The organism is Arthrobacter sp. V1I7, assembly GCF_030817015.1.
GTDB lineage: Bacteria > Actinomycetota > Actinomycetes > Actinomycetales > Micrococcaceae > Arthrobacter.
In genome coordinates this window covers 873195-898230 of the sequence record NZ_JAUSYS010000001.1, presented here as the reverse complement: position 1 = coordinate 898230, position 25036 = coordinate 873195, and the positions used below count along the sequence as shown (strand labels likewise).

25 protein-coding genes and 5 pseudogenes are annotated in these 25036 nt (G+C 64.2%); 19 read left to right on the top strand and 11 right to left on the bottom strand.

What is annotated here, in order from left to right:
• The first annotated feature begins 81 nt into the window (after positions 1-81).
• The 7 genes and pseudogenes from QFZ69_RS04355 to QFZ69_RS04325 all read left to right on the top strand — a co-directional run bounded on the left by QFZ69_RS04355 (position 82) and on the right by QFZ69_RS04325 (position 6840).
• The gene (locus QFZ69_RS04355; RefSeq protein WP_306915829.1) at positions 82-456 is read left to right on the top strand and encodes a TadE/TadG family type IV pilus assembly protein; all 375 of its coding nucleotides are present in this window, start codon (positions 82-84) and stop codon (positions 454-456) included.
• Positions 444-1484, top strand: a complete 1041-nt coding sequence (locus tag QFZ69_RS04350) for a pilus assembly protein TadG-related protein (RefSeq protein WP_306915827.1) — start codon at positions 444-446, stop codon at positions 1482-1484. The genes QFZ69_RS04355 and QFZ69_RS04350 overlap by 13 nt, the downstream gene beginning before the upstream one ends.
• A gap of 33 nt (positions 1485-1517) precedes the next feature.
• On the top strand, positions 1518-2414 hold the full coding sequence (locus QFZ69_RS04345; protein ID WP_306915826.1) for a Flp pilus assembly protein CpaB: 897 nt from the start codon (positions 1518-1520) through the stop codon (positions 2412-2414).
• Positions 2305-3479: pseudogene (locus tag QFZ69_RS04340) on the top strand (CpaE family protein). The gene QFZ69_RS04345 and the pseudogene QFZ69_RS04340 overlap by 110 nt, the downstream one beginning before the upstream one ends.
• Positions 3480-5006 (top strand): CpaF family protein, encoded by a 1527-nt coding sequence (locus tag QFZ69_RS04335; RefSeq protein ID WP_306915824.1) that lies wholly within the window; start codon positions 3480-3482, stop codon positions 5004-5006.
• Between the two features lie 13 nt (positions 5007-5019).
• Positions 5020-5948 (top strand): annotated as a pseudogene (locus tag QFZ69_RS04330) (type II secretion system F family protein).
• Positions 5949-5955: 7 nt separating this feature from the next.
• Positions 5956-6840: a type II secretion system F family protein gene (locus QFZ69_RS04325; protein ID WP_306915822.1), complete on the top strand. Its 885-nt coding sequence runs from the start codon at positions 5956-5958 to the stop codon at positions 6838-6840.
• Positions 6841-7082: 242 nt separating this feature from the next.
• Here the strand turns inward: QFZ69_RS04325 and QFZ69_RS04320 are convergent, their stop codons facing one another.
• Positions 7083-7841: a GntR family transcriptional regulator gene (locus QFZ69_RS04320; protein ID WP_306915820.1), complete on the bottom strand. Its 759-nt coding sequence runs from the start codon at positions 7839-7841 to the stop codon at positions 7083-7085.
• 238 nt (positions 7842-8079) lie between these two features.
• Here QFZ69_RS04320 and QFZ69_RS04315 point away from each other — a divergent pair, with 238 nt between their 5' ends.
• The 10 genes and pseudogenes from QFZ69_RS04315 (at position 8080) to QFZ69_RS04270 (ending at position 17287) form a co-directional block, all read left to right on the top strand.
• Positions 8080-9246, top strand: coding sequence for a mandelate racemase/muconate lactonizing enzyme family protein (locus tag QFZ69_RS04315; protein WP_306915818.1), 1167 nt, complete (start codon positions 8080-8082; stop codon positions 9244-9246).
• A 93-nt stretch (positions 9247-9339) separates the two neighbouring features.
• Positions 9340-10716, top strand: a complete 1377-nt coding sequence (locus tag QFZ69_RS04310) for a cation:dicarboxylate symporter family transporter (protein ID WP_306915817.1) — start codon at positions 9340-9342, stop codon at positions 10714-10716.
• Positions 10717-10835: 119 nt separating this feature from the next.
• Entirely contained in the window at positions 10836-11783 is a 948-nt protein-coding gene (locus QFZ69_RS04305) for a phosphoglycerate dehydrogenase (protein ID WP_306915815.1), read from the top strand.
• A gap of 35 nt (positions 11784-11818) precedes the next feature.
• Positions 11819-12898, top strand: coding sequence for a tartrate dehydrogenase (locus QFZ69_RS04300; RefSeq protein WP_306915813.1), 1080 nt, complete (start codon positions 11819-11821; stop codon positions 12896-12898).
• Positions 12895-13203: a hypothetical protein gene (locus QFZ69_RS04295; protein ID WP_306915811.1), complete on the top strand. Its 309-nt coding sequence runs from the start codon at positions 12895-12897 to the stop codon at positions 13201-13203. Before QFZ69_RS04300 ends, QFZ69_RS04295 begins: the two co-directional genes overlap by 4 nt.
• 16 nt (positions 13204-13219) lie before the next feature.
• Positions 13220-14137: a CoA ester lyase gene (locus QFZ69_RS04290; RefSeq protein WP_306915810.1), complete on the top strand. Its 918-nt coding sequence runs from the start codon at positions 13220-13222 to the stop codon at positions 14135-14137.
• Between the two features lie 29 nt (positions 14138-14166).
• On the top strand, positions 14167-15072 hold the full coding sequence (locus QFZ69_RS04285) for a fumarylacetoacetate hydrolase family protein (protein WP_306999940.1): 906 nt from the start codon (positions 14167-14169) through the stop codon (positions 15070-15072).
• Positions 15073-15412: 340 nt separating this feature from the next.
• A complete protein-coding gene (locus tag QFZ69_RS04280) occupies positions 15413-15976 on the top strand; it encodes a dihydrofolate reductase family protein (RefSeq protein WP_306915806.1) in 564 nt (187 codons plus the stop codon).
• An 89-nt stretch (positions 15977-16065) separates the two neighbouring features.
• Positions 16066-16624, top strand: a pseudogene (locus QFZ69_RS04275) (recombinase family protein).
• A 189-nt stretch (positions 16625-16813) separates the two neighbouring features.
• Positions 16814-17287 (top strand): Hpt domain-containing protein, encoded by a 474-nt coding sequence (locus QFZ69_RS04270; protein ID WP_306915804.1) that lies wholly within the window; start codon positions 16814-16816, stop codon positions 17285-17287.
• 19 nt (positions 17288-17306) lie between these two features.
• Here the strand turns inward: QFZ69_RS04270 and QFZ69_RS04265 are convergent.
• Together QFZ69_RS04265 and QFZ69_RS04260 are read right to left on the bottom strand one after the other, a co-directional pair.
• Positions 17307-17630: pseudogene (locus tag QFZ69_RS04265) on the bottom strand (winged helix-turn-helix domain-containing protein); the annotation flags it as partial.
• Between the two features lie 679 nt (positions 17631-18309).
• The gene (locus tag QFZ69_RS04260; protein WP_306999937.1) at positions 18310-18645 is read right to left on the bottom strand and encodes a hypothetical protein; all 336 of its coding nucleotides are present in this window, start codon (positions 18643-18645) and stop codon (positions 18310-18312) included.
• Here QFZ69_RS04260 and QFZ69_RS04255 point away from each other — a divergent pair.
• Positions 18592-18933: pseudogene (locus tag QFZ69_RS04255) on the top strand (diguanylate cyclase); the annotation flags it as partial. The gene QFZ69_RS04260 and the pseudogene QFZ69_RS04255 overlap by 54 nt on opposite strands.
• 346 nt (positions 18934-19279) lie before the next feature.
• Positions 19280-19504, top strand: coding sequence for an ATP-binding protein (locus tag QFZ69_RS04250; RefSeq protein ID WP_306999935.1), 225 nt, complete (start codon positions 19280-19282; stop codon positions 19502-19504).
• Positions 19505-19525: 21 nt separating this feature from the next.
• On the opposite strand, the gene QFZ69_RS04245 is transcribed toward QFZ69_RS04250, so the two are convergent.
• The 8 genes from QFZ69_RS04245 to QFZ69_RS04210 form a co-directional block, all read right to left on the bottom strand.
• Positions 19526-20416, bottom strand: coding sequence for a tRNA pseudouridine(38-40) synthase TruA (locus QFZ69_RS04245; protein WP_306915801.1), 891 nt, complete (start codon positions 20414-20416; stop codon positions 19526-19528).
• 31 nt (positions 20417-20447) lie between these two features.
• The gene (rplQ, locus tag QFZ69_RS04240) at positions 20448-21017 is read right to left on the bottom strand and encodes a 50S ribosomal protein L17 (RefSeq protein WP_306915799.1); all 570 of its coding nucleotides are present in this window, start codon (positions 21015-21017) and stop codon (positions 20448-20450) included.
• 77 nt (positions 21018-21094) lie between these two features.
• Entirely contained in the window at positions 21095-22105 is a 1011-nt protein-coding gene (locus tag QFZ69_RS04235; RefSeq protein WP_306915798.1) for a DNA-directed RNA polymerase subunit alpha, read from the bottom strand.
• Positions 22106-22238: 133 nt separating this feature from the next.
• Positions 22239-22640: a 30S ribosomal protein S11 gene (gene rpsK, locus QFZ69_RS04230; protein ID WP_018773682.1), complete on the bottom strand. Its 402-nt coding sequence runs from the start codon at positions 22638-22640 to the stop codon at positions 22239-22241.
• 99 nt (positions 22641-22739) lie between these two features.
• Positions 22740-23114 (bottom strand): 30S ribosomal protein S13, encoded by a 375-nt coding sequence (gene rpsM, locus QFZ69_RS04225; RefSeq protein ID WP_264354696.1) that lies wholly within the window; start codon positions 23112-23114, stop codon positions 22740-22742.
• 182 nt (positions 23115-23296) lie between these two features.
• Positions 23297-23410 (bottom strand): 50S ribosomal protein L36, encoded by a 114-nt coding sequence (gene rpmJ, locus QFZ69_RS04220; protein WP_009358722.1) that lies wholly within the window; start codon positions 23408-23410, stop codon positions 23297-23299.
• Between the two features lie 69 nt (positions 23411-23479).
• Positions 23480-23701 (bottom strand): translation initiation factor IF-1, encoded by a 222-nt coding sequence (gene infA / locus QFZ69_RS04215; RefSeq protein WP_009358723.1) that lies wholly within the window; start codon positions 23699-23701, stop codon positions 23480-23482.
• 169 nt (positions 23702-23870) lie between these two features.
• On the bottom strand, positions 23871-24977 hold the full coding sequence (locus tag QFZ69_RS04210; protein WP_306999933.1) for a P1 family peptidase: 1107 nt from the start codon (positions 24975-24977) through the stop codon (positions 23871-23873).
• Positions 24978-25036 lie beyond the last annotated feature (59 nt).

Sequence of the window (25036 nt, the reverse complement as noted above, 5' to 3'; positions counted from 1 at the left end):
GACCTCGAGCGTGTGGTGGCGGCCCTGAGCCGCCACCACACATTCGTTTCTTGCAACTGGCACATTCAGGAAGGCGGCCCCTTGTCCAAAACATCCGAACGGGGCGCCGTCGCGGTGGAGTTCGCTCTTCTTGCCCCCGTCCTGGTACTGCTGCTGCTGGGAATTATGGAGTTCGGCCGGGCCTACAACACCCAGATCACGCTCTCCAGCGCCGCCCGCGAGGGCGTCCGCGTCATGGCCATCAATAACACGCCAACGGCCGCCCGCACCGCAGTCAGAAACGCTGCCACGGGGCTGCAGCCGGCGTTGACGGACGCCAACATCGCTGTGACTCCTTCGACATGTACCCCCGGCGCGCAGGTCTCACTTACGATCACCTATTCGTTTTCAACCATGACCGGCATTGCTGCGCCGTTCGCGATGGAAGGCAGGGGTGTGATGCTGTGCGGCGGTTGAGGAAGAAACCTTGTCGCGAGGACGGCGAGCGCGGCGGCATCAGCGTCATCGTCGCCATCATTATGGTTGCCTTGCTGGGATTCACTGCCCTCGCGATCGACGTCGGCATGCTCTACTCCGAGCGGACCCAGCTTCGCAACGGGTCGGACGCCGCGGCCCTGGCCGTGGCGCAGAAATGCGCCAAAGACGCCAACGACCCCGAATGCTCGGCCATCTCAGCGCTTGCACGAAGCCTCGCCAGCAGCAACGCCGGGGACCGGCTCAGCAATGTCCAGTCGTTGACCCTGGACACGGCCACCCACACCGTTACCGTCGCTGCCGGAGCCCAGGAAGCCGGCAAGGAACCCAACCATGTTTCATTGTTCTTCGCCCGCGCTCTCGGCATCAACACCACCGAAGTCACTGCCGCCTCAACGGTCCAGTGGGGCAGCCCGCTGGCGGGTCCTACGGCGTTTCCCGTCACTTTCTCGATCTGCCAGGTCCAGAACCACGTCGACGGGACGCTGCAGCTGCTTCAGAACCACGGCAGCAACGCCAACCCGGACTGCTTCTACAGTCCATCCGGCGCCCCGGTTTCAGGTGGCTTTGGCTGGCTGACCAGTGATCCGGGCGTTTGTGGCGGATTGATAGACCTCGACGTCGCCGAGGGCGGAAGCGACCCGGGCAACAGCGGGGCGCCGGACATCTGCTTGGCGATCCTGCAGCGTTGGGCCAGCGACATCACGGCCGGCAAGGACGTTGTCGTGCTGTTGCCGGTCTTCGACGACGTGAGCGGCACCGGATCGGGCGCCGTCTACGGGTTGAAGTACTTTGCATCATTCAAGGTGGCCGGCTGGAAGTTCAGCGGTAACGACGACCTCCCCAAAACATTCCGGAACAGCACAGCCTACGTTTCTTCCTCGGTGGCCTGCGATGGAAGCTGCAGGGGGATCATCGGCAGCTTCATCGAGTATGTCTCCCTGGCGGACGGATTCACTCTCGGCCGCGTGGACGCCAGTGGGGCAACTATCGTCCGGCTCATCCAGTAGCACGTTTTCGACCCAGCAGTTCAGGAGCAGTCTTTGAAGTCACGCTTATTGGCAGGATTGGCGGCCGTAGTGCTCGCCATCGTCGGAGCCATCCTTGTGGTCAGCTACGCGCAAGGAGCCGACACCCGGGCCGTGCAGAACCTGGAGCCGGTCTCGGTTCTCGTGGTCAAGCAGGCTGTTCCCGCCGGCACTACAGTAGCCGCCCTCAAAGCCTTCGTGGCCAGCGAGGAACTTCCCGGCAAGGCGGTCACAAAATCGGCGCTGAAGAACTTCGATGGTCTTACCGGGAAGGTAACCGCCGTCGACCTGCTCCCGGGTGAACAGCTCGTCGCTGAGCGGCTGATAGCGCCGGAGGAGCTCCGGGCCAGCGGCTCCGTGCAGGTCCCGGAGGGTCTGCAGGAGGTCTCCTTCCAGCTGGAACCGCAGCGGGTCGTCGGTGGCCGGCTGGTACCAGGTGACCATGTGGGAATCTTCATTTCCCTGAAGAACGGCGGGCTTGAAGCCAAGCCGGAAAAAGAGACGACCCAGTTGACCATCCACAAGGTCCTGGTGACCGCAGTGCAGCGCGCCCCCGTAGTCACTACGCCCACGCAGCCCGCGACGGACGGCAGTACTGCACCTGCTGAAGACACGACGCTGCCTACCGGATCCCTATTGCTGACCGTTGCGGTGAACGACGTCGACGCCGGCAAGATCGTCTATGCCTCGGAATTTACGGAAACCGCCAGCATCTGGCTGAGCAAGGAGCCGCTCATGCAACAGACAGCGGCCGCCCAGGAATCATCACGAAACCGGAGGTCTACAAGTGAGCCGCTTCGTACTGATTACACCCAATACCCACTTCGACGCGCGGGTGCGCCAGGCCCTCGCCGGAGGACTTCCCGGCGGACTGCAGACGTTCGCCTTCGTCAATCCGGCCGATCCCGGTGAACTGTTCGCAAATCTGGACCAGGAGCGGCCCGAGGTGCTCATCTTGGGCCCTGACGTGCCAGTGGAAGATGCACTCCGGCTCGCCACGGTCTTCGACGTGCAGCTTCCGGAACTCAGCGTCGTCCTCGTCGGTGAACCTGACCCGGCCTTTGTTGTGCTGGCCATGCGCGCCGGCATCCGGGACATCCTCAGCCCCGACTCTGATCCGGCGCAGATCCGCGTGCTGCTCGAGCGCGCCTGCCAGTCGTTCATCAGCCGGAGCCGAAGCACAGCCGTCCAACAGTCCGAGACTCCCAAAGGCCTGGTGATCGGAGTCTTCTCCCCCAAAGGTGGCGTCGGTAAGACCACCATCGCCACCAACATCGCCATCGGGCTGGGAAAGGTGGCCCCGATGGGCGTCGTCATCGTGGATCTCGACCTGCAGTTCGGCGATGTGGCCTCCGGACTCTACTTGAACCCCGAGCACACCGTCACCGATGCGGTCTCCGCCACGGCCAGCCACGACTCCCTGGTCCTCAAGGCGTTCCTGGCAGTCCACCCCAGCAACATCTACGCGCTCTGTGCGCCGCGGAGTCCGGAGGAAGCCGATGACATCACCCCGCAACAAGTGTCCCGCCTCCTGGAGCAACTCGCAGAGCAATTCCAGTACGTCGTCGTGGACACCGCCCCGGGACTGCCGGAGGTGGGCCTGGCAGCCATGGAACAGTGCACGGATGTCGTCTGGGTCACGGCCATGGACGTCCCGAGCATCCGGGGGCTCCGCTCCGGGCTCCAGATCCTTCGCCGGCTGGACTTGCTGCCGGAGACACGCCATGTGGTCCTGAACATAGTCGATTCCAAGTCAGGTCTTAGCGTGCAGGACGTGGAGGCCACCATCGGAGCTCCCGTGGATGTCAGCATCCCCGCTCCAAAGCCGTGGCGTTTTCGACTAACCGCGGCGTCCCGGTGTTGCAGAGTGGCCGCAAGGACCCTGCCGTCAAGGGACTCGGTCAGCTGGTGGCACGGTTCGATCCAGCCTGGCGGGCCACGACGCAGAAGAAGCTGCACCGGCGGGTGGTGGTCTAGTTGAAACTCTCCGAACGGCTCAGGAGCGCCGAGGGCACCCAGCCATCGGTGGCCCCGCCCACTGCCCCGGCACCGCCGGCGCAGTCTCCCCCACGCGCTCAGCCCACGACAGCGGTCACGGCCGCCGCGGTCGCACCCCGGAAGCCAGCCTCCATCGTCGAGCGTCTGCCCCAGCCCGCGGTTCCTGCAGGATTCGCTGAGTCGGCAGATAACTTCCGTTCAAAGGGTCCGCAGCCGGTCGATGTCTTCGCGGCCCTCAAGCAGCGCGCCGCGACTGCCCTGTTCGAGCGGATGGGGACCCGGTTCAACGATTCCGCTGTCAAGGAGGACGAACTGCGTACCTCCGCACGGGAGGAACTCATTCGGATCATCGACGCCGAGCAGGTCCCGCTCTCGGCCGAGGAACGGACACGTTTGGTCCAGGACGTCGCGGATGACGTGCTCGGCTACGGGCCCTTGCAAAGGCTCCTTGACGATTCTGCCGTCACCGAAATCATGGTCAACCGGATGGACCAGATCTACGTCGAGCGGCACGGCAAGCTGACCCTGACCGAATCCCGCTTCAGCTCAGAAGACCACCTGCGCAAGGTGATTGAGCGGATTGTCTCCAAGGTGGGCCGCCGGATCGACGAGTCCTCGCCGCTGGTTGATGCCCGGCTCGAGGACGGGTCGCGCGTCAACGCCGTCATTCCGCCGCTCGCCGTCGGAGGGTCATCGCTGACGATCCGCAAGTTCAGCAAAGTGCCGCTGACGGTCCGGAACCTCATCGAGTTCGGGACGCTGACACCGGAAATGGCCGAACTCCTGAACGCCTGCGTGAAAGCGAAGCTGAACATCATCGTATCGGGCGGCACCGGCACCGGCGAGACGACTTTGCTGAACGTGCTCTCGTCCTTCCTTCCGGCTGACGAGCGCATCGTGACGATCGAGGACGCCGTCGAACTCCAGATCCAGCAGCGCCATGTGGTCCGGCTCGAAAGCCGTCCGCCGAACACCGAGGGCAAGGGCGAAGTGACCATCCGCGAGCTGCTGAGGAATTCCCTGCGTATGCGGCCGGACCGGATCGTGGTGGGCGAGGTCCGCGGCGGCGAGTCTCTGGACATGCTCCAGGCCATGAACACCGGCCACGACGGCTCCCTCTCAACCGTCCACTCGAACTCGCCCCGGGAGGCCGTCGCTCGCCTCGAGACCCTGGTGCTGATGGCCGGCATGGATCTGCCGCTCCGCGCCATCCGGGAGCAGATCGCCTCGGCCGTCAACCTGATCGTCCAGATCTCCCGTCTCCGCGATGGCACCCGCCGGATCACCCACGTCACCGAGGTCCAGGGGATGGAGGGGGACATCGTCACGCTGCAGGATGCCTTCGTCTTCGACTACGCCGCCGGCGTCGACGCCCATGGCCGGTTCCTGGGCAAGCCGGTCCCCACGGGCATCCGCCCACGTTTCATTGACCGTTTCGTGGACCTGGGCATCCACGTATCTCCCGGCGTCTTCGCTGCCCCGCTGACCCAGGCCGGACGGGTGTAAGCCGCCCGTGACGCTGCCTATCGGGATCGGACTGCTCTTTGCCGCCGTGCTGTTGCTGGGGATCGTGGTGCTCTCCCCCGGGTCCAACGTGCCGCTGGACCGTCGGCGCCCCGCCCAGAACCAGCCCGATTCCCAGCTGACCCGCTTTGCCGGTTCTGCGGTGCATCTGGCCGACGGGTACTTTTCGCAGCGGAAGGTCCGGCTGTTCAACCGGGAATCCCTCGAAAACGCGGGACTTCGTCTGAGCCAGGCCGACTTCTTCGTGCTGCTTGGGGCCGGAGCCCTCGTCGGGGCGCTGGCGGGCCTGGTTGTCGCCGGTCCCCTGCTGGCGGTCCTCTTCGTCCCGCTGGCGCCACTCGTGGGGCACCTCGTGGTCGGTTTCGGTTTCCTGGCCGGCAAGCGGCGGGCGAAGTTCGATGAGCAGCTCGGGGACACCCTCCAAGTGCTGGCTGGGGGCCTGCGGGCCTGGCACAGTATCCTGCGCGCCATTGACGCGGCGGCTACCGAATCTCAAAGCCCGACGTCGGAAGAGATGCGGCGGGTAGTCACGGAAACCAGCCTGGGGCGGGATCTCCTGTCCTCCCTCAACGACACGGCGGACCGGATGCAAACGAGGACTTCATCTGGATAGCCCAGGCCATCCAGATAAACCGGGAGGTGGGCGGCAACCTGGCTGAGGTGCTGGACCAGGTCAACGAGACCATCCGAGAGCGCAGCGAGATCAAGGGGCACATCAAGTCCCTCGCCGCCGAAGGAAAGTTTTCGGCCTACATCCTGATGGCCATGCTGATCGGCATCGTGGCAATGCTGATGCTGGTTAACCCTGGCTACATGGACGTTATGTTCACGAACCCGCTGGGCTGGACCATGATCGTGGCGTCCGTCATTCTGATGACCATCGGCGGTCTGTGGATGCGCAAGATCATTGACCTGAAGTTCTGAGGCCGGGATGGATCCTCGGATATTTCTCGCCCTCCTGCTGGTCTGCCTGCCACTCGGCTATCTCGTCTGGACCCTGCTCTCCGTTGACCGGAAATCGCAACGGGCCATCCGGGGGATACTCACGCTCGGCGCGGACGCTGCCGGGCTCCCGGAACGGAAACGCAGCAACGTCCTGGCGCAGGTCGGCTACCGGCTGACGCCTGCCGGCTACGTCCGGAAACTCGACAAACTGCTGTCCCTTGCCGGACGGCCGGTTTCGCTGCCGCTCGGGCGGGTGCTGGCGGCCAAGCCGCTTCTGGGCCTGACCGACGCCTTGCTGGGTTTCTACATCAGCGCCAGTTCGCCAACGTCGATGCTCAAGCCTGTGGGGATCTTTGTACTGCTCCTGGGCTACTTCATCCCGGACCTCCTGCTCTACAGCAAGGGCCAGGAACGCCAAAAAACCATCCAGCTTGAATTGGCAAACACCCTGGACCAGATGCTCATCTCGGTGGAGGCAGGCCTGGGTTTCGAAGGCGCGATGGCACGGGCCGGAGAAAACGGCAAGGGACCCCTCGCCGAGGAGCTCGTCAGGACACTGCAGGACATGCAGGTAGGCAGAAGCCGACGCGAGTCGTACCTTTCGCTGTCCGAGCGGACCAACATCCCGGAGCTGCGCCGCTTCGTTCAGGCGGTGGTGCAGGCGGACACCTACGGGATCGCGATCAGCCGGGTGCTCCGGATCCAGGCGAAAGTCATGCGCGTCAAGCGCCGGCAGCGGGCCGAGGAAAAGGCCATGAAGCTGCCGGTCACCATCTTGTTCCCGTTGCTGTTCTTCATCTTCCCGGTGCTCTTCATCGCCATCCTGGGCCCGGCCGTCATCAACGCCATCAACACCTTCAGTGGCCAATAGTGGTCGGCACGACGACCTGGCTCGAGCCGTGGACGGACTGCTGCCCTTAAGACCCATATCCAGGCGATGCTTTCCCTCGCCCGGGCCGGCTCAACGTTCTGTGGGCTATGCTGCGCGATGCACTGCGTACACCCCTACCGCGGCACAGACTGCCCCTTTGGCAACCTGAAGGACAGACCGTCCCGGGCTTTGAACGGCCTTCGTTGCTGCACTGGACAGCTGGCTTGGTTCACAAACGGCCGTCATGGCGGCGGCAGCGGCCGGTTCCTGACGGTCGGAGGGAAGCCGCCACCGGGTACTAAGGCGCTTTTCTCCAGGGTTGCTGACTGGACGTTCTCGCGTTCCTCCAGGGCTCCGGTTACTGAGGCTGTGAGGCTGTTGGCGATGTGGGTCCGTGCGAGTTCGGCCGCGCCGGGACCATCACCGGAGGCTACAAGTACGAGTATCTGGTGGTGCTGGTTCAGGTCTATGGTGCGGGGCTCATCACCGGAAGGAAGTTCCAGGCCAAGGCGGCGGTAGCGGTCGGACTTGTCCCACAGGTCATCCAGGAGCTTGATCATAGTGGCATTGTGGGAGGCGGTGTAGACGGCGCGGTGGAATTCGCGGTGTGCCGTGATGGCGTCCTCGCCCCAGACCCGGGTGACCGGCAGCAGTTTCTCCGCTGCCGTTCGCATGGCGTCGATGTCAGCCTCGGTCCTGCGGTATGCCGCCAGCTCGGTCGCCGACGGCTCCAGAGAGAGGCGGACCTCCAGCAGCTCGCGGGCCTCCGAAGCACTTACATCAGCCACGCGGGAGTCCCGGTGAGTGTCCATGATGATCAGGCCCTCGCTTGAGAGTCGGCGGATCGCTTCCCGCAGGGGGGTGATGCTCATTTGCATGTTGTCCGCCAGTTCGTACTGGGAGACGCGCGAGCCAGGGGCAAGGCCGCCGGAAAGGATCAGCTGGCGGAGCTCGCTGTACGCCAGACTGCCCTTACTGGAAAAGACGTTCGTGGTGCTCATCTGCCGCTCCGAATCCCTCATCGGGGTTGTGGCCCCCGTTACTCACAGAGTAGTTCTGGAGACATCTTATAAGAAATTCAGTCGCAGGTCTTGTGCTCCCCGTCACTCCCGGGCTAATCTTGAGCGCAAGTTCTTATAAGATATTCGCTTGAAGGGACCCATGACCCTCGAGACCTCGGGTTAGCCTTGATCTAAGTCTTATAAGAAATAAGATACCCAGTCAGGGAGAGATTCAAAGATGAAAATCGTTTCCGCCCACGTCGGCACCATTCCCATCAGTTCCTCGATCCGGAACGCGTTCATTGACTTCACCAAGATGGACTGCACGATCATCGCGCTCGTCAGCGATGTGTTCGTCGATGGAAAGCCTCTGGTTGGCTATGGCTTCAACTCCAACGGCCGCTACAACGCGACCGGCATCCTGAAAGACCGTATTCTGCCGCGCATCATGGATGCCCCGTCCGAGGATCTGCTTGATGAGGACGGCCAGCTCTCGCCGGAGAAGGCGTGGGACCTGATGATGTCCAACGAGAAGCCCGGCGGCCACGGCGAACGCTCCGTCGCCGTCGGCGTCGCCGACATGGCCCTGCACGACCTCGCTGCCAAGATCGCCGGCGTGCCGCTTTACCGATGGATCTCGGACCACTACGGCGACGGAAACCCGGACAAGGACGTCTTCGTTTACGCAGCCGGCGGCTACTACGCACCCGGCAAGAGCCTCGAAGACCTGCAGAACGAAATGCGCGGCTTCCTCGCCAAGGGCTACAACGTTGTCAAAATGAAGATCGGCGGCGCCGACCTCGCCGAAGATCTCCGGCGCATCGAAGCCGTGATCGAGGTCCTCGACGGCGACGGCTCCCGCCTGATGGTGGATGTCAACGGCAAATTCGACCTGGAGACCGCGCTGGAATACGGCAAAGCCATCGACCAGTACGGGCTGTTCTGGTACGAGGAAGTCGGCGACCCGCTGGACTACTGCCTGAACGCCACCCTTTCCGAGCACTACAAGAACCCGATCGCGACCGGAGAGAACCTGTTCTCCCTCCAGGACGCCCGCAACCTGATCCGCTACGGCGGGATGCGCCCGGACCGCGACTTCATCCAGGTCGACCCGGCCCTGAGCTACGGCCTGACCGAATACCGCCGGATCCAGGACATGCTGGCCCAGCACGGCTGGTCCTCACGCCGCTGCATCCCCCACGGCGGACACCAGTTCTCCCTGCACATCGCCGCAGCCCTCAAGCTCGGCGGCAACGAGTCCTACCCGGGCGAGTTCCAGCCCACCGGCGGCTTCACCGACGATGCCGTCATCGTCAACGGCCGCGTGGCCCCGGGCGACCTGCCGGGCATCGGGCTCGAAGGCAAGGCCGAGTTCTACAAGATCCTGCACGCACTGCACAACTGACCAATCCGGTAGTGCCCCGGTCCCGGGCAGCATCACTGCCCGGGACCGCGCCTCTCCAATACTCGCTGTCTGACGTGCAAAGGAGCACCCAAGATGTCGTCCCACACCATGCAGAACCCGCAATATTCCGCCCACCCGCCCAAGCAGCGATCCCGGTTCGGCCGGCTGCTGCGCGAACTCTGGTTCCAAGTCGTCCTGGGTGCAGCCCTGGGCATCGCCGTTGGCTTCCTCCTGCCGGAAGTCGGCAAACAGCTCACCCCGCTCAGCGACTGGTTCATCGCCCTGGTGAAAATGATCGTGATCCCTGTGGTGTTCTGCGTGGTTTCCTTAGGCATCGCCTCGATGGACAGCCTGCGCAAAGCCGGCCGCATCGGCGTCAAGGCGCTGGGCTACTTCGTCGTCCTGTCGCTGGTGTCGATGCTGATAGGCCTGGTCGTCGCCAACGTCTTCCGCCCCGGCGAAGGCATGAACATCGACCCGGACAAGCTGGACGCCAGCAAGGTGCCAGCGGCCGCTAATAAGGGCTTCGACGGCCTCGAGTTCGTCAACAACATCATTCCCGAATCGCTGTTTGGGGCTTTGACCGGCCACGCCATCATCGCCGCGCTGATGGTTTCCATCGTGTTCGGTGCCGCCATGAACGTCTCCGGCGAATCCGGCGCGTTCCTCACCAAGGGCATCCAGGCCCTGTCCGTGGTCATCTTCAAGATCGTCAACTGGGTCATGCGCCTTGCTCCCATCGGTACCTTCGGCGCGCTGGCGGCCGTGGTGGCCAACTACGGCACCCAAAGCCTGCAGCAACTCGGCTACCTCGTCCTGTTGTTCACCGCGACCTGCATCCTCTACGTCCTCGTGGTCCTGGGCACCATCGCCCGTGCCTGCGGACTGAACATCTTCACGGTAATGCGCTACTTCAAGGCCGAGCTGCTGATCGCCCTGAGCACCTGCTCGAGCGAAGCCGTACTCCCGCAGCTGATCAAGAAGCTCGAAGCCATGGGCGTCGGCAAGTCCACCGTAGGCATCGTGATCCCTTCCGGGTTCTCCTTCAACCTCGACGGATCCGCCGTCTACCTCACCATGGCCTCAGTCTTCCTGGCCCAGGCCGTCGGCATGGACCTCTCCTGGGAACAGCAGCTCGTCATGGTCGGAGTCATGATGCTCACCAGCAAGGGCACCGCTGGAATCGCCGGCGGCGCGTTCATCGTCCTGGCCAGCACCCTCAGCTCAGTCGGCGGCATCCCGCTGGCCGCTCTCGCCCTCATCGTCGGCATCGACCGGCTCCTGAACGAAGGCCGGGTGTTCATCAACGTCCTTGGCAACGTGATGGCAGCCGTCGTCGTCGGCAAATGGGAAAAGGACTACGACCCCGAACAGGCCCGCAAAGCCCTGCACGCCTCAGGCCAGAAAAAGAACGAAATCGAATCAAAGACACCGACCGTTGTGGAAGCGGACAAGGTCGACATCTACTAACACCGCACCCGGCAGGGCCGCCGCGCACACCGCGGCGGCCCCGAGCCGCGCAAACCATAAACTCCCGCCCGTTGACTGCAGCTCATCCGCACCAAACAAAAATAGGAAGCCACCGCACCATGGCCCGACGCATCCTGATCACCACCGACTACCTCCACCCGGGAGATACCGTTGACCAGCTCCTGCGCGAACGCGGTCTGGAACCGGTCTACTCGCCATCCCGGGGGCCGCGGACCCTTGAGGAACGTCGCTCGTTGTTCGACGGCATATCCGGCGCGATCCTCGCCAGCGAGCCAGTCACGGCCGACATGCTCACCGGCGCTGCCTCCCTGCAAGTCATCGCGCGCAGCGGAGTGGGGTACGACTCCATCGACGTCCAGGCCGCGGCCGCGCAAGGAATCAGGGTCTGCAACGCCCCCGGAACAAACCACCACTCGGTCGCCGAACTGACCATCGGACTGATCATCATGGCCGCACGCCGCCTCTTGGAGGTCACGACCGCGGTACGCCAAGGCCACTGGCCCCGGGAAGCCGGCCACCAACTGCGCCGTTCCACCCTGGGCATCATCGGCTACGGCCCCAGCGGACGCGCCACGGCAAGCCTGGGCGTCGCCCTCGGCATGACCGTCCTGGTCAGCACCGCCCACCCCGACCGCGATAACAGCGCGGTACAGTTCACCGATCTCGACACCGTCACTCGCGGCGCTGACTTCCTCTCCCTGCACACCCGTGGAGGCCAGAGCATCGGCAAACTCATCGACGCGCCCCGGCTGCAAGCAATGAAGCCCACCGCCGTCCTCATCAACACGGCCCGCGGCTCACTCATTGATGAAGAGGCCCTGGCCAAAGCACTTTCCGACGGCACCATTGCCGGCGCCGCGCTGGACGTGCTTGAGAGCGAACCCCTACCCGGCGACAGCCCTCTTCGGGGCCTGGACAACGTGCTCATCACCTCCCACCTCGCCGGCCAGACAGCCGAAGCCCGGACACGGGCCGGACTGGCCGCCGCGCACGCCGTCATCGACGTCCTAGAAAACCGCGAACCGGCACACCCGGTCGACGACTAACCCCGCACACCGGACAAAGACGAAGAAGGATCCTGATGTCGAAACCCCACCGCATCGCAGTCATTCCCGGCGACGGAATCGGCACCGAAGTCGTGCCCGAAGGGCTGCGCGTTTTGGACGCCGCAGCCTCAGCCTTCGACCTCAACCTCAACTACGAACACTTCGACTACGCCTCGGCTGACTACTACACCCGGCACGGGAAAATGCTGCCAGACGGATGGTTCGAAGAACTGAACCAGTTCGATTCCATCTTCTTCGGCGCCGTCGGGTGGCCCAACGTCGTCCCCGACCACGTATCGCTGTGGGGCAGCCTCCTGCAGTTCCGCCGCCACTTCGACCAGTACGTCAGCCTCCGCCCGGTCAAACTCCTGCCCGGCGTGCCCAGCCCCCTGACCGGCCATGTTCCCGGCGACGTCGATTTCTACGTCGTGCGCGAAAACACCGAAGGCGAATACTCCAGCATCGGCGGGAAGATCTTCGAAGGCACCGACCGCGAAACCGTCATCCAGGAAACAGTCATGACCCGCACCGGCGTGGACCGGATCCTCAAATACGCCTTCGACCTGGCGCAAAGCCGGCCCAAGAAGCACCTGACCTCCGCCACGAAGAGCAACGGCATCTCCATCACCATGCCCTACTGGGACGAACGCGTGCAGGCCATGACCGCCGCCTACCCAGGGATCAACGTGGACAAGTACCACATCGACATCCTGGCCGCTAACTTTGTCATGCACCCCGACTGGTTCGACGTCGTCGTCGCCAGCAACCTCTTCGGCGACATCCTCTCCGACCTCGGGCCGGCCTGCACCGGAACCATCGGCATCGCCCCCAGCGGCAACATCAACCCCGAACGCTCATTCCCCAGCCTGTTCGAACCCGTCCACGGCTCCGCCCCGGACATCGCCGGCAAAGGCATCGCCAACCCCATCGGGCAAATCTGGTGCGCCGCCATGATGCTCGAACACCTGGGAGAACCCGAAGCCGCGGCCGCCATCACCACCCCCATGGAAACCGTGCTCGCCCGCGGGCAACAAGCCCTCACACCCGACATGGGCGGCAACGCCACCACCGAAGAACTGGGCAAAGCAGTGGCATCGGCCCTGTCCGCGCCATGACCCCATCAACCGGCCCCCGCAACCTGCACGCACCCGCCTACGAAGAGCGGATCATGCTCCGCCAGTACATCCACTGGCGCCGGTATATCGGAGCGACCGTCCAGATCCGCCAGCACGGCCAAATCATCCGCACCGGAACCCAGATGATGCCATGGCAGACTCCACAGCGCTCTGGATCGCAGGCGACGCCGCCCAACAACGCACCATGTACGAAGCCGCACGGGATCGAGGTGTGGACAGAACCGGAAGAAGCCGAAGACGGGCTCTGCTACCGGATGACATCTACAGCACCATCACATAACTGACTTAGCACGGAGACCCATGACGCAGCACACCTACATGCCCCAAAGCACCGAAGACACCTCCCACGCCACCCCAGTGCTAAGTGATGTGCTCCCGGACTTCATCCCGGAACGTAACATTCCAGCTGAAATCGCCCGCTCCTGGCTGCTGGTGAACGCCATGAAAATGGAACTGTTTGACCAGTCGGCTGTTTCCCGCGCGGACCCCATCATCCTGGACATCGAGGACGCCGTGGACCCGTCGCAGAAGGACCAGGCCCGCGGCAACGTGGTGGAGTGGCTCTCCGGCGGCGGCAAGGCCTGGATCCGGATCAACGATGCCACGAGCCCGTTCTGGGCCGATGACCTTGCAGGGCTGCGCGGCACCCCGGGGCTGCTCGGCGTGATGCTGGCCAAGACCGAGTCCGCGGACCAGGTGACCGAGAGCTTCCACCGCATGGACGGCAAGACGCCGGTCATTCCGCTCGTGGAGTCCGCCGTGGGTATCGAGGAAGCCAACCACATTGCCAAGGCGCAGGGCGCGTTCCGCCTGGCGTTCGGCTCGGGCGACTTCCGCCGCGACACGGGCATGGTGGCCACGGCGGAGGCCATGGCCTACCCGCGCGCCAAGCTCGTCGTCGCCAGCCGTGTCGGCAACCTCCCGGGCCCCATCGACGGTCCCACCGTGGGCACCAACCACCCGATCCTGCGCGAGCAGACCGGCATCACCGTGATGATGGGCATGACCGGCAAGCTCTGCCTGGCCATCGACCAGACCCCGGTGATCAACGAGGTCATCAGCCCCACGCCTTCGGACGTCGCGTGGGCCACCGACTTCATGAACGACTTCGAGGCCAGCGGCCGCGTGATCCGCGATGGTTCGGACCTGCCACGCCTGGGCCGCGCCGAGAAGATCCTGAAGCTCGCAGTTGCCTTTGGGGTGCAACCGGCACTCTAACGCCCTCGCCCACGCTGCCCACGGCTGGCGTGGGTGCCCATGGCGAACAAAACACGCCCTTCGCACGTCCGCGCACTGCCGTAAACAGCAACCAAGATCAGGAAGAGAAAACGAATGGCCTACGCAAACTACCGATACAAGGGTCACAACTTCATCGGCGAAGTTCACGGCGAACACCTCATCCCGCTGGCCGGGCTCACCGACGTCGGACCGGAAACATCCGCAGATCTCCTTGCCAGTGCTGCCCGTCTGACGGAATCACGGGTTGCCCTATCCGAAGTCACCCTCCGAGCGGCGTCACCAAGGGCCGGGAAGATCCTCTGCGTGGGCCTGAACTACAAAGACCATGCCGACGACGCCAGCACGGCCGCTTTCCCGTCCTCTTCCCCAAGTACACATCCACGCTCATCGGACCAGCCGACGACATCATCCTGCCCCCGGAATCCACCCAGGTCGACTTCGAGGGCGAACTTGCCGTCATCATCGGCAGGACAGGCCGCCGCATCGCCGAGCAGGACGCCATGGACCACGTCCTAGGCTATTGCGTCTCCAACGACGTCACCATGCGCGACTACCAAAACAGATCCCACCAATGGTTGCAGGGCAAGGTCTGGGACAACACCACCCCGGTCGGCCCCTACATCGTCACCCGGACAGAAGCCGACATCAGCAAGGCAGGCATCAGCACAACCCTGAACGGGGAAGTTGTACAAAAATCTGACCTTTCCCACCTGATCTTCAGCATCCCCACACTCATCGCCACCATCACCGAATTCACCACGCTGGAGCCAGGGGACGTCATCCTCACCGGCACACCATCCGGAGTCGGATACCGCCGAGACCCCCAACTGTTCCTCAAAGACAGCGACACCATCACCGTGACCGTGGAAGGAGTCGGCAGCATCACCAACACCGTCAGGGCAGAAACCGCCTGACGCGAACCGGTATAAAGAAGTAACGCACCTGCTGTCTCAGACTCTCAAGACACTGCCCTGGACCTCGGCGGGGCCAGCGGGTAGATGAGAAAGTCTGTGAATCGGAGCGATAAAGGGCGGCGTTTTAGCAGCGATAAATGTCACCCCTGCCGCCCTTGGCGGATCCTCCACCGGGCTGGGCGTGCTCATGTTCGACGGGGCGTCGCGGCGTGAGGCGCTCGAGTATGCCGCGCTGAGCCCTGAGCACGAGGACTACCTGCGAGTCAGACCGCGCACCGATGAGTTTCCCGCGCCGGGCCCGATCTATACTCTGGAGACCGACTGACGGAAGGCTGGCGCCATGCGGAAACTGATCTACGGCATGAACCTGACCCTGGACGGCTACATCGCCGCGACCGGCGACGACATTCGCTGGAGCGGGCCGAGCGACGAATTGTTCCAATGGTGGCTCGACCAGGAGCGGGCGAGCGGCCTGTCGCTTTACGGACGCAAGCTCTGGGAGACAATGAGCTCCTACTGGCCGACTGGCGACCAGCAGCCCAACGCCACCCCGGCGGAGATCGAGTTCGCGCGGAACTGGCGAGACACGCCGAAGGTGGTGTTCTCCTCGACGATCGACAAGGTCGACTGGAACACCCGCCTAGTCACCGGCGACGCGATCGCCGAGATCACCCGGCTCAAGGCCGAGGACGGCGGCCCGATGAGCGTCGGCGGCGCAACGCTCGCCGGGGCGGCCATGCGGGCCGGGCTGATCGACGAGTACGCGCTGGCCACCCATCCGGTCCTGGTGGGCGGCGGAACGCCGTTCTTCACCGCGCTGGACAGCTGGGTGAACCTGGACCTAGTGGAGACGCGGACGTTTCCCGGCGGCGTGGTCCTAACCAGGTACGAGACGAGGCGCTGAGCGCGGGACTATCTTTGTTCGGAAAAGCGTCTCACAGTGAATTGTCTCAGTGGCGGTACGCTGAGGACTTTTTGAGTCAGAATTGACCCCTGAGACAACTGGGCTATACGCGAGTGAGTACTTCGAGCCAGGATGCTCAGCTGCAGTTCGATGCTCTTGTCGCCGCGGGCGTGCAGAGACGCGACGTCTTCGCCGACGTGACCTCGGGGAGTAGGACGGCAATCGGGCGGCCCGGAATGAAGAGGCTCCTCGAGTATGCCGAGGAGGGCGACACCGTCGTGGTGTGGCGGGTGGACCGGTTGGGCCGGTCACTGATCGACGTGCTCAACACAGTGAATTTGCTCCGAGAACGCGGCGTCCATGTCCAATCCATCTCGGACGGGATCGACCCGGCGACCTCGACAGGCCGGCTGATGCTAAACATGCTCGCCACCCTGGCCGAGTATGAGCGTGGAGCGGGTCAACGCCGGCATCGCCGCCGCGAGGCAGAACGGAACACGCTTCGGCCGGCCAATGTCTGATCCTACGGTTATTGCCGATAAGTTAGCGATCGCACAAGACGCCCGCGCAAAGGGGAGGACCGCTGAAGACGCGGCCCGCTTGGCCGGCTGGAGCCGTGCAACACCAAGGCGCACAAACCCCAAGTAGTAACGCCCACCGCGAGGGACCCCACGCCATAGTCGGCACCCGAGGAATCCGTTGACAACATCATTGAGATTCCTCCGAACGTCGCTCCGCCCGGCGGGACCGGGCTGCGAAGCACAATGAATCCGCAGGGTTTCCGCAAGAGCCACTGTCACCAAAGGTTTTTACAAGGCCAGAAAGTAGCCTTAGGTCATGTCCACTTCAAGGTCCGGCGCAGCCGACGGCAGCAGCAATGGCGTCTGCCTGTCGGTGCCTCGGGTCCCTGAAAACGCTGCACAGGAAGGGCGTCCGGAGGTCGGATTGCCGCTGCTTGACCTGGCCGTGCTCCGGCAGCTGGAAGAGGAGTTGGGCGATTCGGGCGTAGCCCGGTCCTTCGCGAGGGACTACATCAGCATCTGGGACAAGCGGCTCCAGTATCTGATGCGGTCAGTGGCGGACCTTGACCCTGATGCCGCGATGGACGCCGTACTGAGCCTGAAGAACTCCACCTTCATGGTGGGAGGGTCGCGGCTCGCCGGCCTGGCCGTCGAGCTGGAAGGCATGATCCGGAACGGGGACCTGCCTTCGCCGCAGGCGCAGGCGCCGGCGCAGGTGGCCTTTATCGCCGAAGTCGGCCAGGCCACAATCCATGCACTCCAGCAGTGCTACCTCTCGCGGGACGAATAGCCCGCAGCCCGGAGCTGAATCACTCCGCGCGCTTGGGCGCCCGCCGGTAGCCCACCCCGCGAAAAGTGATCAGCCATCGGGGGTCCTGCTGATCTTCGCCGAGCTTGCGACGGAGATTTCCGATGTGGACCTCCACCGCCCGTTCATCGGCTCCGCTGATATAAGTGTCATCCCGGTAGTGCTCGCCACGCACCAGGTCTGATCGGGTCCGTACCGCGCCGGTCCCCCGCAAAAGCTCATGGAGCAGGTCGAATTCGCTTCGGGTCAGCACCAATTCCGTGCCCCGCGAGACCACCGTCCGGGTTGCAACGTTCAGCAAAAGGCCATTATGGCGCAGGACCCCCCCCCCCCCCCCCCCCCCCCCCCCCCCCCCCCCCGCGGGCAGCCCGGGATCAAGAGCGGAGCCGAAATCGTGCTCAGCGGCCGCCATCGCCGCAGGGGCCGTGGCCGCTACCCCCGCACTGGCCTCCGCACCTGCACCCGGCCCGGCGCCTCCCCCGGCCCCGGCCCCTGCACCCGTTCCGGCCGGTACAACATTGGGTGAGCAGCTGCTGGTCCGCGACACGGACCGTTTTTTCCGACGACTAAAACCCCGCGTCCAGGTCGCGTTTTGCCAGCTTCCGGTAACGGTCCTTCTCGCGGCGTTGGCCGTGGCGGCGCCCGCGGTCTGGCCTACCCTGATACAAAACGGCACATTCATTGCGTCCATTGTCCTCATGGCGGGCCTATTTATTGCCTGCTTCCTAGTTCCGTGGGAACGGCTGCCGGCAAATGCCTTCCTCGTGATTCCGATTCTCGATTTCGTGGTCATTGGCCTCGCACGCAACGGCGCCGTTCCGGCGGTTGCCGGCCTCGGAGTTCTGGCCATATTCCCCGTGATCTGGCTGTCCACCTCCACCGCTTTTGCCCGCACCACGGTCTTCCTGAGCTTTTTCTGCACCCTTTTGGTCACGCTGCCGTCGGTACTCCAAAAATTTCCCAACATTTCACCCTCCGACATCACCAGCGCAGTTCTGCTGCCGCTAATGATGCTCACCATCTCGCTGGCCATCCGTTTCGCCAGTGCCAACGTCCGGGTTCAACGCCAGCGGCTGGAGAAGAAGGACGAAGAACTGCGCGAACTGCTGGTTGAAAGCAGGAAGCGCGAACGCTTGCTCAAGACCGTTCTGGACACGATCGACGTCGGGATTGTCGCCGTCGACGCAGACGGCCGGACCATCCTGGTCAATGGGCAGCAGGCAATATTCCAGCAGGCCGCCTCCCCTACCGCCTCGGGTACGGCGGCCGAGGAGTCGCGGCAGCTCATGTTCGGCCAGGACCGGGTGACGCCCCTTCCCGAGGACAAGCGGCCGATTCACCGGGCGGTGGCGGGGGAAACCTTCGCGGACTATCTCGTCTGGACTGGCGAGGGTCCGAACCAGCGCGCCATCTCAACAGCAGCACGGATCATCAAGAACGACGACGGCGGCTTCAGCAGGGCCGTCATCGTCTCCAGCGACGTCACAGGCCTCGTAGAGGCTTTGGCCGCCAAGGAAGACCTGATCTCCAACGTCTCCCACGAATTCCGGAGTCCCCTGATGTCAGTCCTCGGCAACGTGGACCTGGTGCTGAGCGAGGTGGAAGGCTACTCGCCGGTGGCCGTCCGGAGGCTGGAGGTGGTCCAGCGCAACGCCGAGAGGCTGCTGTCGCTCGTCTCCGATTTGCTCGTATCCGCGTCAACAGTCCTGGCCGTCCATCCGCGCCGGACTGACCTCTCCGGACTGGTCGAGACCAGCATCGGATCCGCCCAGGCCCAGGCCGACGCCACCAACGTCTCCCTCAGCACCGACGTTCCGGTGCCTCTCTGGGCGCACGCGGACCCACTCCGCATCGGCCAGGCCCTCGACAACCTGGTGTCAAACGCCATCAAGTATTCGCCCGCGGGTGGTTCCGTGACCGTCAGCGCCCGCCAGCGACGCCTCGTGGGTCCAGCTCAAGGTGCAGGACACCGGGATGGGCATCAGCGAAGAGGAAGCCACCCGGATCTTCACGCGGTTCTTCCGCACCCGCGCAGCCAGGCAGTCAGCCATCCCCGGCGTCGGCCTGGGCCTTTCCATCACGCAGTCCATCGTCGAGAGGCACGGTGGAGACATCTCCTGCGTCAGCACACCCGGTTCCGGCACAACATTCACCATGACATTGCCGGCGGAAGAGGCCCCGACCCAGCTCGAGCAGTAACGCCAGCCGGGGCAGCAACGTTTACAGGCGCCGCGCCCGGGTCAGTACTGCCCTGGCCAGGAGCCCTGCGTCGGAGGGGTAGGCGATTTCCTCGAGAACCAGAGGGTGCGGGGCGGCCAGGACGGACTTGGCGTCCCGCGACCGCGCCAGGAGCCGCTCGTGCAGCCACCCCGGCGCCTCGACTCCCGCCCCGACATACACGGCCGACCCCACGAGGGAGCGCACCATATTGTGGCAGAACGCATCCGCCTGCACGGTGGCGACGATGACGCCGTCGGCACCGCGGGCGAACTCGAAGCGCTGCAGTTCGCGGATGGTCGTGGCGCCCTCCCGCGGCTTGCAGTAGGACCGGAAGTCCTGCAACCCCAGCAACTGGGAGGCCCCCTCGTTGAGCAAGCCGACGTCGAGCCGTTCCTTGTGCCAGAGCGTCCACGTGCGCCCGAGCGGATCCCAGAGGGCCGGGCCGTCCGCGATCCGGTAGCTGTAGCGGCGCCAAAGGGCCGAGAACCGGGCGTCGAAGCCTTCCGGAGCCACGCTGACCCGGTGCACCTCAATCGCCCCCGCGAGGTCCCCCAGGCCGCGGCTGAGCGCGCCGCGGAGCCGGCGCAGCAGGGCGACGGCGGGGTCCAGTTCAACGCCCCGGTTCAGGCCCAGCCATTCCGCCTCGCTGAGGTTCAGGTGGACCACCTGTCCCCGGGCGTGTACGCCGGCGTCGGTGCGTCCGGCGACGGTCACCCGGATCGGGCGCCGTATCAGCAGCTCAAGGGCCTGCTCGAGGGTCCCCTGGACGGTGCGCCGTCCCGGCTGGACGGCCCACCCGCTGAAGGGGCCGCCGTCGTACGCCAGATCAAGCCGGATACGCAAAAACCCGCCGCCCCCTCTAACGGGGGCAGCGGGTTTCTGGTCGTTCATAGACTTAAGTCTATGCGAAGAAATCAGCGAACTACTTCGCGTCCTTCTCGGACTCGGGGGCTGCTTCCTCGGCGGCCGGAGCCTCTTCGGTAGCAGCAGCAGCTTCAGCTTCAGGAGCCTCTTCGGTCTCGGCAACTTCGGTTTCAGCAACCGGAGCGGCTTCTGCCGTGTCAGCGTCCTTCTTGTCGGCATCGCGCTTGGCAGCGGAGGTAGCCTCGGCTACCACGGCCTGCTTGGCGGAAACCGGCTCGAGAACCAGTTCGATGACAGCCATGGGAGCGTTGTCGCCCTTGCGGTTGCCGATCTTGGTGATGCGGGTGTAGCCACCGTCGCGGTTCTCCACTGCCTGTGCAATGTCGGTGAACAGCTCGTGGACGATGCCCTTGTTGCTGATCAGGCCGAGCACGCGACGGCGGGAAGCCAGGTCGCCACGCTTGGCGAAAGTCACCAGGCGCTCGGCGTACGGCTTCAGTCGCTTGGCCTTGGTCACCGTGGTGGTGATCCGCTTGTGCTCGAACAGTGCGGCGGACAGGTTCGCGAGCATAAGACGCTCGTGAGCCGCTCCGCCTCCGAGGCGCGGACCCTTAGCGGGGGTAGGCATAATAGTTTCTCCTCATATGGAAGCCAGTTGGCTGCGCACACCGTGGTGCATCCAGCCAGCCGGCCAAGATCTGTTTGTTAGAGTTCGTCGTCGCTGAACGCGGCGTCGTCCTCTTCAATTGCGGCAGCGCGTGCTGCGAGGTCAAAACCGGGAGGCGAGTCCTTGAGGGACAGGCCCAGTTCAACCAGCTTTGCCTTGACCTCATCGATGGACTTCGCACCGAAGTTACGGATGTCCATGAGGTCAGCCTCGGAGCGAGCCACGAGTTCACCCACGGTGTGGATGCCCTCACGCTTGAGGCAGTTGTAGGAACGGACTGTGAGGTCCAGATCCTCGATCGGCAGGGCCATGTCAGCTGCCAGGGCAGCATCCGTCGGCGACGGGCCAATCTCGATACCTTCAGCTGCGGTGTTCAGCTCGCGGGCCAGACCGAACAGTTCCACCAGGGTGGTACCTGCCGAAGCAACCGCATCGCGCGGGGCGATGGCCTGCTTGGTCTCGACGTCGACAATGAGCTTGTCGAAGTCAGTGCGCTGCTCAACGCGGGTAGCTTCCACGCGGAAAGTAACCTTCAGAACCGGCGAGTAGATCGAGTCGACCGGGATGCGGCCGATCTCGGAATCGCCGGACTTGTTCTGAGCTGCCGAAACGTAGCCGCGGCCGCGCTCGATGGTCAGTTCGAGTTCGAACTTGCCCTTCGAGTTCAGCGTGGCAATGTGCAGATCCGGGTTGTGGAATTCGACGCCGGCCGGCGGAGCGATGTCCGCGGCGGTGACGACTCCCGGTCCCTGCTTGCGCAGGTAAGCAACAACCGGCTCATCGTGCTCGGAGGAAACCGACAGGTTCTTGATGTTCAGGATGATCTCAGTGACATCTTCCTTGACACCCGGAACCGTGGTGAACTCATGCAGCACGCCATCGATCCGGAGGCTCGTGACAGAGGCACCGGGGATGGAGGAGAGCAGGGTACGGCGGAGGGAGTTTCCGAGGGTGTAACCGAATCCCGGCTCCAGCGGTTCAATAATGAAACGGGAGCGGTTATCGGAGACGACCTCTTCGGAGAGGGTGGGGCGCTGTGCAATGAGCACTTAGGTTTCCTTTCGGCGAGCATCCGCTATATGACGCAACACAGGTGGTGGAAAGATCGGTCTGAAGACTTAACGCGGCTGGGCCTGCCCGGACCGGTGAGGGTCCGGGCAAGCTCCTGAGCGCTTGAAAGCCTTAGACGCGGCGGCGCTTCGGCGGACGGCAGCCGTTGTGGGCGCTGGGGGTTACATCCTGGATGGATCCAACCTCGAGGCCAGCAGCCTGCAGTGAACGGATGGCCGTTTCGCGTCCGGAGCCCGGTCCCTTGACGAACACGTCAACCTTGCGCATGCCGTGCTCCTGTGCACGCTTCGCGGCGGCTTCGGCGGCCATCTGGGCAGCGAACGGGGTGGACTTACGCGAGCCCTTGAAGCCAACCTCACCGGACGACGCCCAGGAGATGACAGCACCGTTCGGGTCCGTGATGGAAACGATGGTGTTGTTAAAGGTGCTCTTGATGTGCGCCTGGCCCAGCGCGATATTCTTCTTGTCCTTCTTACGCGGCTTGCGAACCGCGCCACGAGTCTTCGGGGGCATTTTTTCTCCTACAGAAAGTTATCGGGGGAAAGATCCGCTATTCCCTCATTTGCCGGGTTCCCTGAAATCGCGTTAGCGATTTTAGGGGGCAAATGGGCTTTAGCGGGTCTTCTTCTTGCCGGCGACGGTACGCTTCGGGCCCTTGCGGGTACGTGCGTTGGTCTTCGTACGCTGTCCGCGTACGGGCAGGCCCTTGCGGTGGCGCAGGCCTTCGTAGCTGCCGATCTCAACCTTGCGGCGGATGTCAGCGGCTACCTCGCGGCGAAGGTCACCCTCAACCTTGTAGTTGCCTTCAATGTAGTCACGAAGCTGGACCAGCTCGGCGTCGGACAGATCCTTGACCCGAACGTCAGCGCTGATGCCGGTGGCAGCCAGGGTTTCGTGTGCACGGGTCTTGCCCACGCCGTAGATGTAAGTAAGCGCAATTTCCAACCGCTTTTCGCGGGGAATGTCTACGCCAGCGAGACGAGCCATAGTGGCAGTGCTCCTTGAATAAGCCGGAGGTCGTAGGCAGTACACCCGCACGTTCCGTGCGGCCCCAGCCTCCGACCGGGGGTTAGCTGTCCGGACTCGTTGTTGCTCAATGTCCCAGATCAGCTTGTGCTGCCTTTATTTACTTGCGTGGGTTAGCAACCCAGGTTTTCCCGGAAGGGAAATTAGCCCTGGCGCTGCTTGTGGCGCGGGTTCTCGCAGATCACCATGACCCGGCCATTACGGCGGATCACTTTGCACTTTTCGCAGATCTGCTTGACGCTCGGCTTGACCTTCATGGCGTTCCTTTGCGTGTTGCAGTTGGTCAGCTGGACCGGCCTTCGGCTGTTGCTCTGGCCGCCCAGTGTTTACTTGTAGCGGTAGACGATACGACCACGTGTCAGGTCGTACGGGCTCAGCTCCACCACTACCCGGTCCTCAGGGAGAATCCTGATGTAGTGCTGGCGCATCTTTCCAGAGATGTGTGCCAGAACGATGTGCTTGTTGGTGAGCTCAACGCGAAACATCGCGTTAGGCAGCGCCTCAGTCACAACGCCCTCGATCTCAATGACCCCGTCCTTCTTGGCCATACCCTCCGCTAACTGTTGTTTGCCACGGCCTCCCGGATTGCACCGGAAAGGACCGCGGACGTTTTTGATTGTTTGGCTGATGCCTCCCGGTACCCAAAAGGGCACAACAGGGCAGACAACCAACAGACAACACTACGCCATTGCCGGCGGAATGTTAAATCCAGCAATGCTAGCGCACATCGTCCCGGTATGCACGAAATTCGCCGGCAGGGGTGACGACGGCGTGCGCGCTGGCGACTCCGTCCAGGATGGCCAGGCGGACGACGTCGGCAGCCGCGCTCTGCAGCGTGATGAGGCTCAGCTGCCGGATGGCTTCGCTGCTGCGGTCCAGGGCGATGCCGCCCGTGGCGAGGCAGAACACCGTATCCCCGTCAACCAGGGTGTGGCTCGGATTCAGCGCCCGGGCCAGGCCGGCGTGCGACGCGGATGCGGTCCGCTTGCATTCGGCGGCGTCCAGCACGGCGTTGGTGGCGACGACGACGAGGGTGGTGTTGAGCGGCGGCGGCGCTGGGGCTGAAGCGCCACGGGGTGCGCCCGACTCGGCTTCCGCCGTGACAGCCGAAACCCTCGGAGTGCTCGCTCGTTCCTCCCCACCGACCCCCTCGCCTCGCAAGCTCGGCCCGGGAACCCCACCGTCGTGGCCCCAGCTTTGACGCACGCTGCCGGGTTCCGCCCGTCGCGGCGATGTGCCCCATGGCAGTCCCAGCGCGTTGACTACTGCTATGGCCCCCACAACCACAGAGCCCTCGCCGGAAATGTTCTCGAGGGTGACGGACGCTGTTCCCACTCCCCCCTTGAACTGTCCCCGGCCGATTGCCGCTCCGGTGCCGGCACCGACGTTGCCGCGTTCGACGTCGTGCCCGAACTCCCGGGCGGCGGCAGCTGCGGTGGCTTCGTATCCCATGGCCAGGTCCGGACGGGCCGTGAAGTCCCCGCCGCGGCCCAGGTCGAAGATCGCCGCGGCCGGCACGATGGGGACCACCCCGCCGGTCACGGGGAAGCCGCGCCCGTCCTCTTCACACCAGCGCTGGGCGCCGTGGGCTGCCAGCAGGCCGTAGGCGCTGCCGCCGGTGAGCACCACGGCGTCGACCCGGGCCGTCAGGGTGGTTGGGTCCAGTGCGTCGGTTTCATGGGTTCCGGGGCCGCCGCCGCGCACATCCACGGACCCGGCCGTGCCCGGCGGCGGCAGGACCACGGTCACGCCGCTCAGCCACCCGTCAGCGGTCCTGGTGGCGTGGCCCACCCTGATTCCCGGCACATCGGTAATCGCAGTCATGGCTCCATTGTGCCCTTCGGCGCGCTGGCAGCCTTCGACGCGCAGCAGTCCGGGTGACA

What these genes read in the sequence shown, in the direction of transcription:
- QFZ69_RS04325 (WP_306915822.1), top strand. Translation starts at nt 5,956, where the DNA reads ATGGATCCTCGGATATTTCTCGCCCTCCTGCTGGTCTGCCTGCCACTC.
- QFZ69_RS04320 (WP_306915820.1), bottom strand. Translation starts at nt 7,841, where the DNA reads ATGAGCACCACGAACGTCTTTTCCAGTAAGGGCAGTCTGGCGTACAGC.
- QFZ69_RS04315 (WP_306915818.1), top strand. Translation starts at nt 8,080, where the DNA reads ATGAAAATCGTTTCCGCCCACGTCGGCACCATTCCCATCAGTTCCTCG.
- QFZ69_RS04310 (WP_306915817.1), top strand. Translation starts at nt 9,340, where the DNA reads ATGTCGTCCCACACCATGCAGAACCCGCAATATTCCGCCCACCCGCCC.
- QFZ69_RS04305 (WP_306915815.1), top strand. Translation starts at nt 10,836, where the DNA reads ATGGCCCGACGCATCCTGATCACCACCGACTACCTCCACCCGGGAGAT.
- QFZ69_RS04300 (WP_306915813.1), top strand. Translation starts at nt 11,819, where the DNA reads ATGTCGAAACCCCACCGCATCGCAGTCATTCCCGGCGACGGAATCGGC.
- QFZ69_RS04295 (WP_306915811.1), top strand. Translation starts at nt 12,895, where the DNA reads ATGACCCCATCAACCGGCCCCCGCAACCTGCACGCACCCGCCTACGAA.
- QFZ69_RS04290 (WP_306915810.1), top strand. Translation starts at nt 13,220, where the DNA reads ATGACGCAGCACACCTACATGCCCCAAAGCACCGAAGACACCTCCCAC.
- QFZ69_RS04280 (WP_306915806.1), top strand. Translation starts at nt 15,413, where the DNA reads ATGCGGAAACTGATCTACGGCATGAACCTGACCCTGGACGGCTACATC.
- QFZ69_RS04270 (WP_306915804.1), top strand. Translation starts at nt 16,814, where the DNA reads ATGTCCACTTCAAGGTCCGGCGCAGCCGACGGCAGCAGCAATGGCGTC.
- QFZ69_RS04250 (WP_306999935.1), top strand. Translation starts at nt 19,280, where the DNA reads ATGGGCATCAGCGAAGAGGAAGCCACCCGGATCTTCACGCGGTTCTTC.
- QFZ69_RS04245 (WP_306915801.1), bottom strand. Translation starts at nt 20,416, where the DNA reads ATGAACGACCAGAAACCCGCTGCCCCCGTTAGAGGGGGCGGCGGGTTT.
- rplQ (WP_306915799.1), bottom strand. Translation starts at nt 21,017, where the DNA reads ATGCCTACCCCCGCTAAGGGTCCGCGCCTCGGAGGCGGAGCGGCTCAC.
- rpsK (WP_018773682.1), bottom strand. Translation starts at nt 22,640, where the DNA reads ATGCCCCCGAAGACTCGTGGCGCGGTTCGCAAGCCGCGTAAGAAGGAC.
- rpsM (WP_264354696.1), bottom strand. Translation starts at nt 23,114, where the DNA reads ATGGCTCGTCTCGCTGGCGTAGACATTCCCCGCGAAAAGCGGTTGGAA.
- rpmJ (WP_009358722.1), bottom strand. Translation starts at nt 23,410, where the DNA reads ATGAAGGTCAAGCCGAGCGTCAAGCAGATCTGCGAAAAGTGCAAAGTG.
- infA (WP_009358723.1), bottom strand. Translation starts at nt 23,701, where the DNA reads ATGGCCAAGAAGGACGGGGTCATTGAGATCGAGGGCGTTGTGACTGAG.
- QFZ69_RS04210 (WP_306999933.1), bottom strand. Translation starts at nt 24,977, where the DNA reads ATGACTGCGATTACCGATGTGCCGGGAATCAGGGTGGGCCACGCCACC.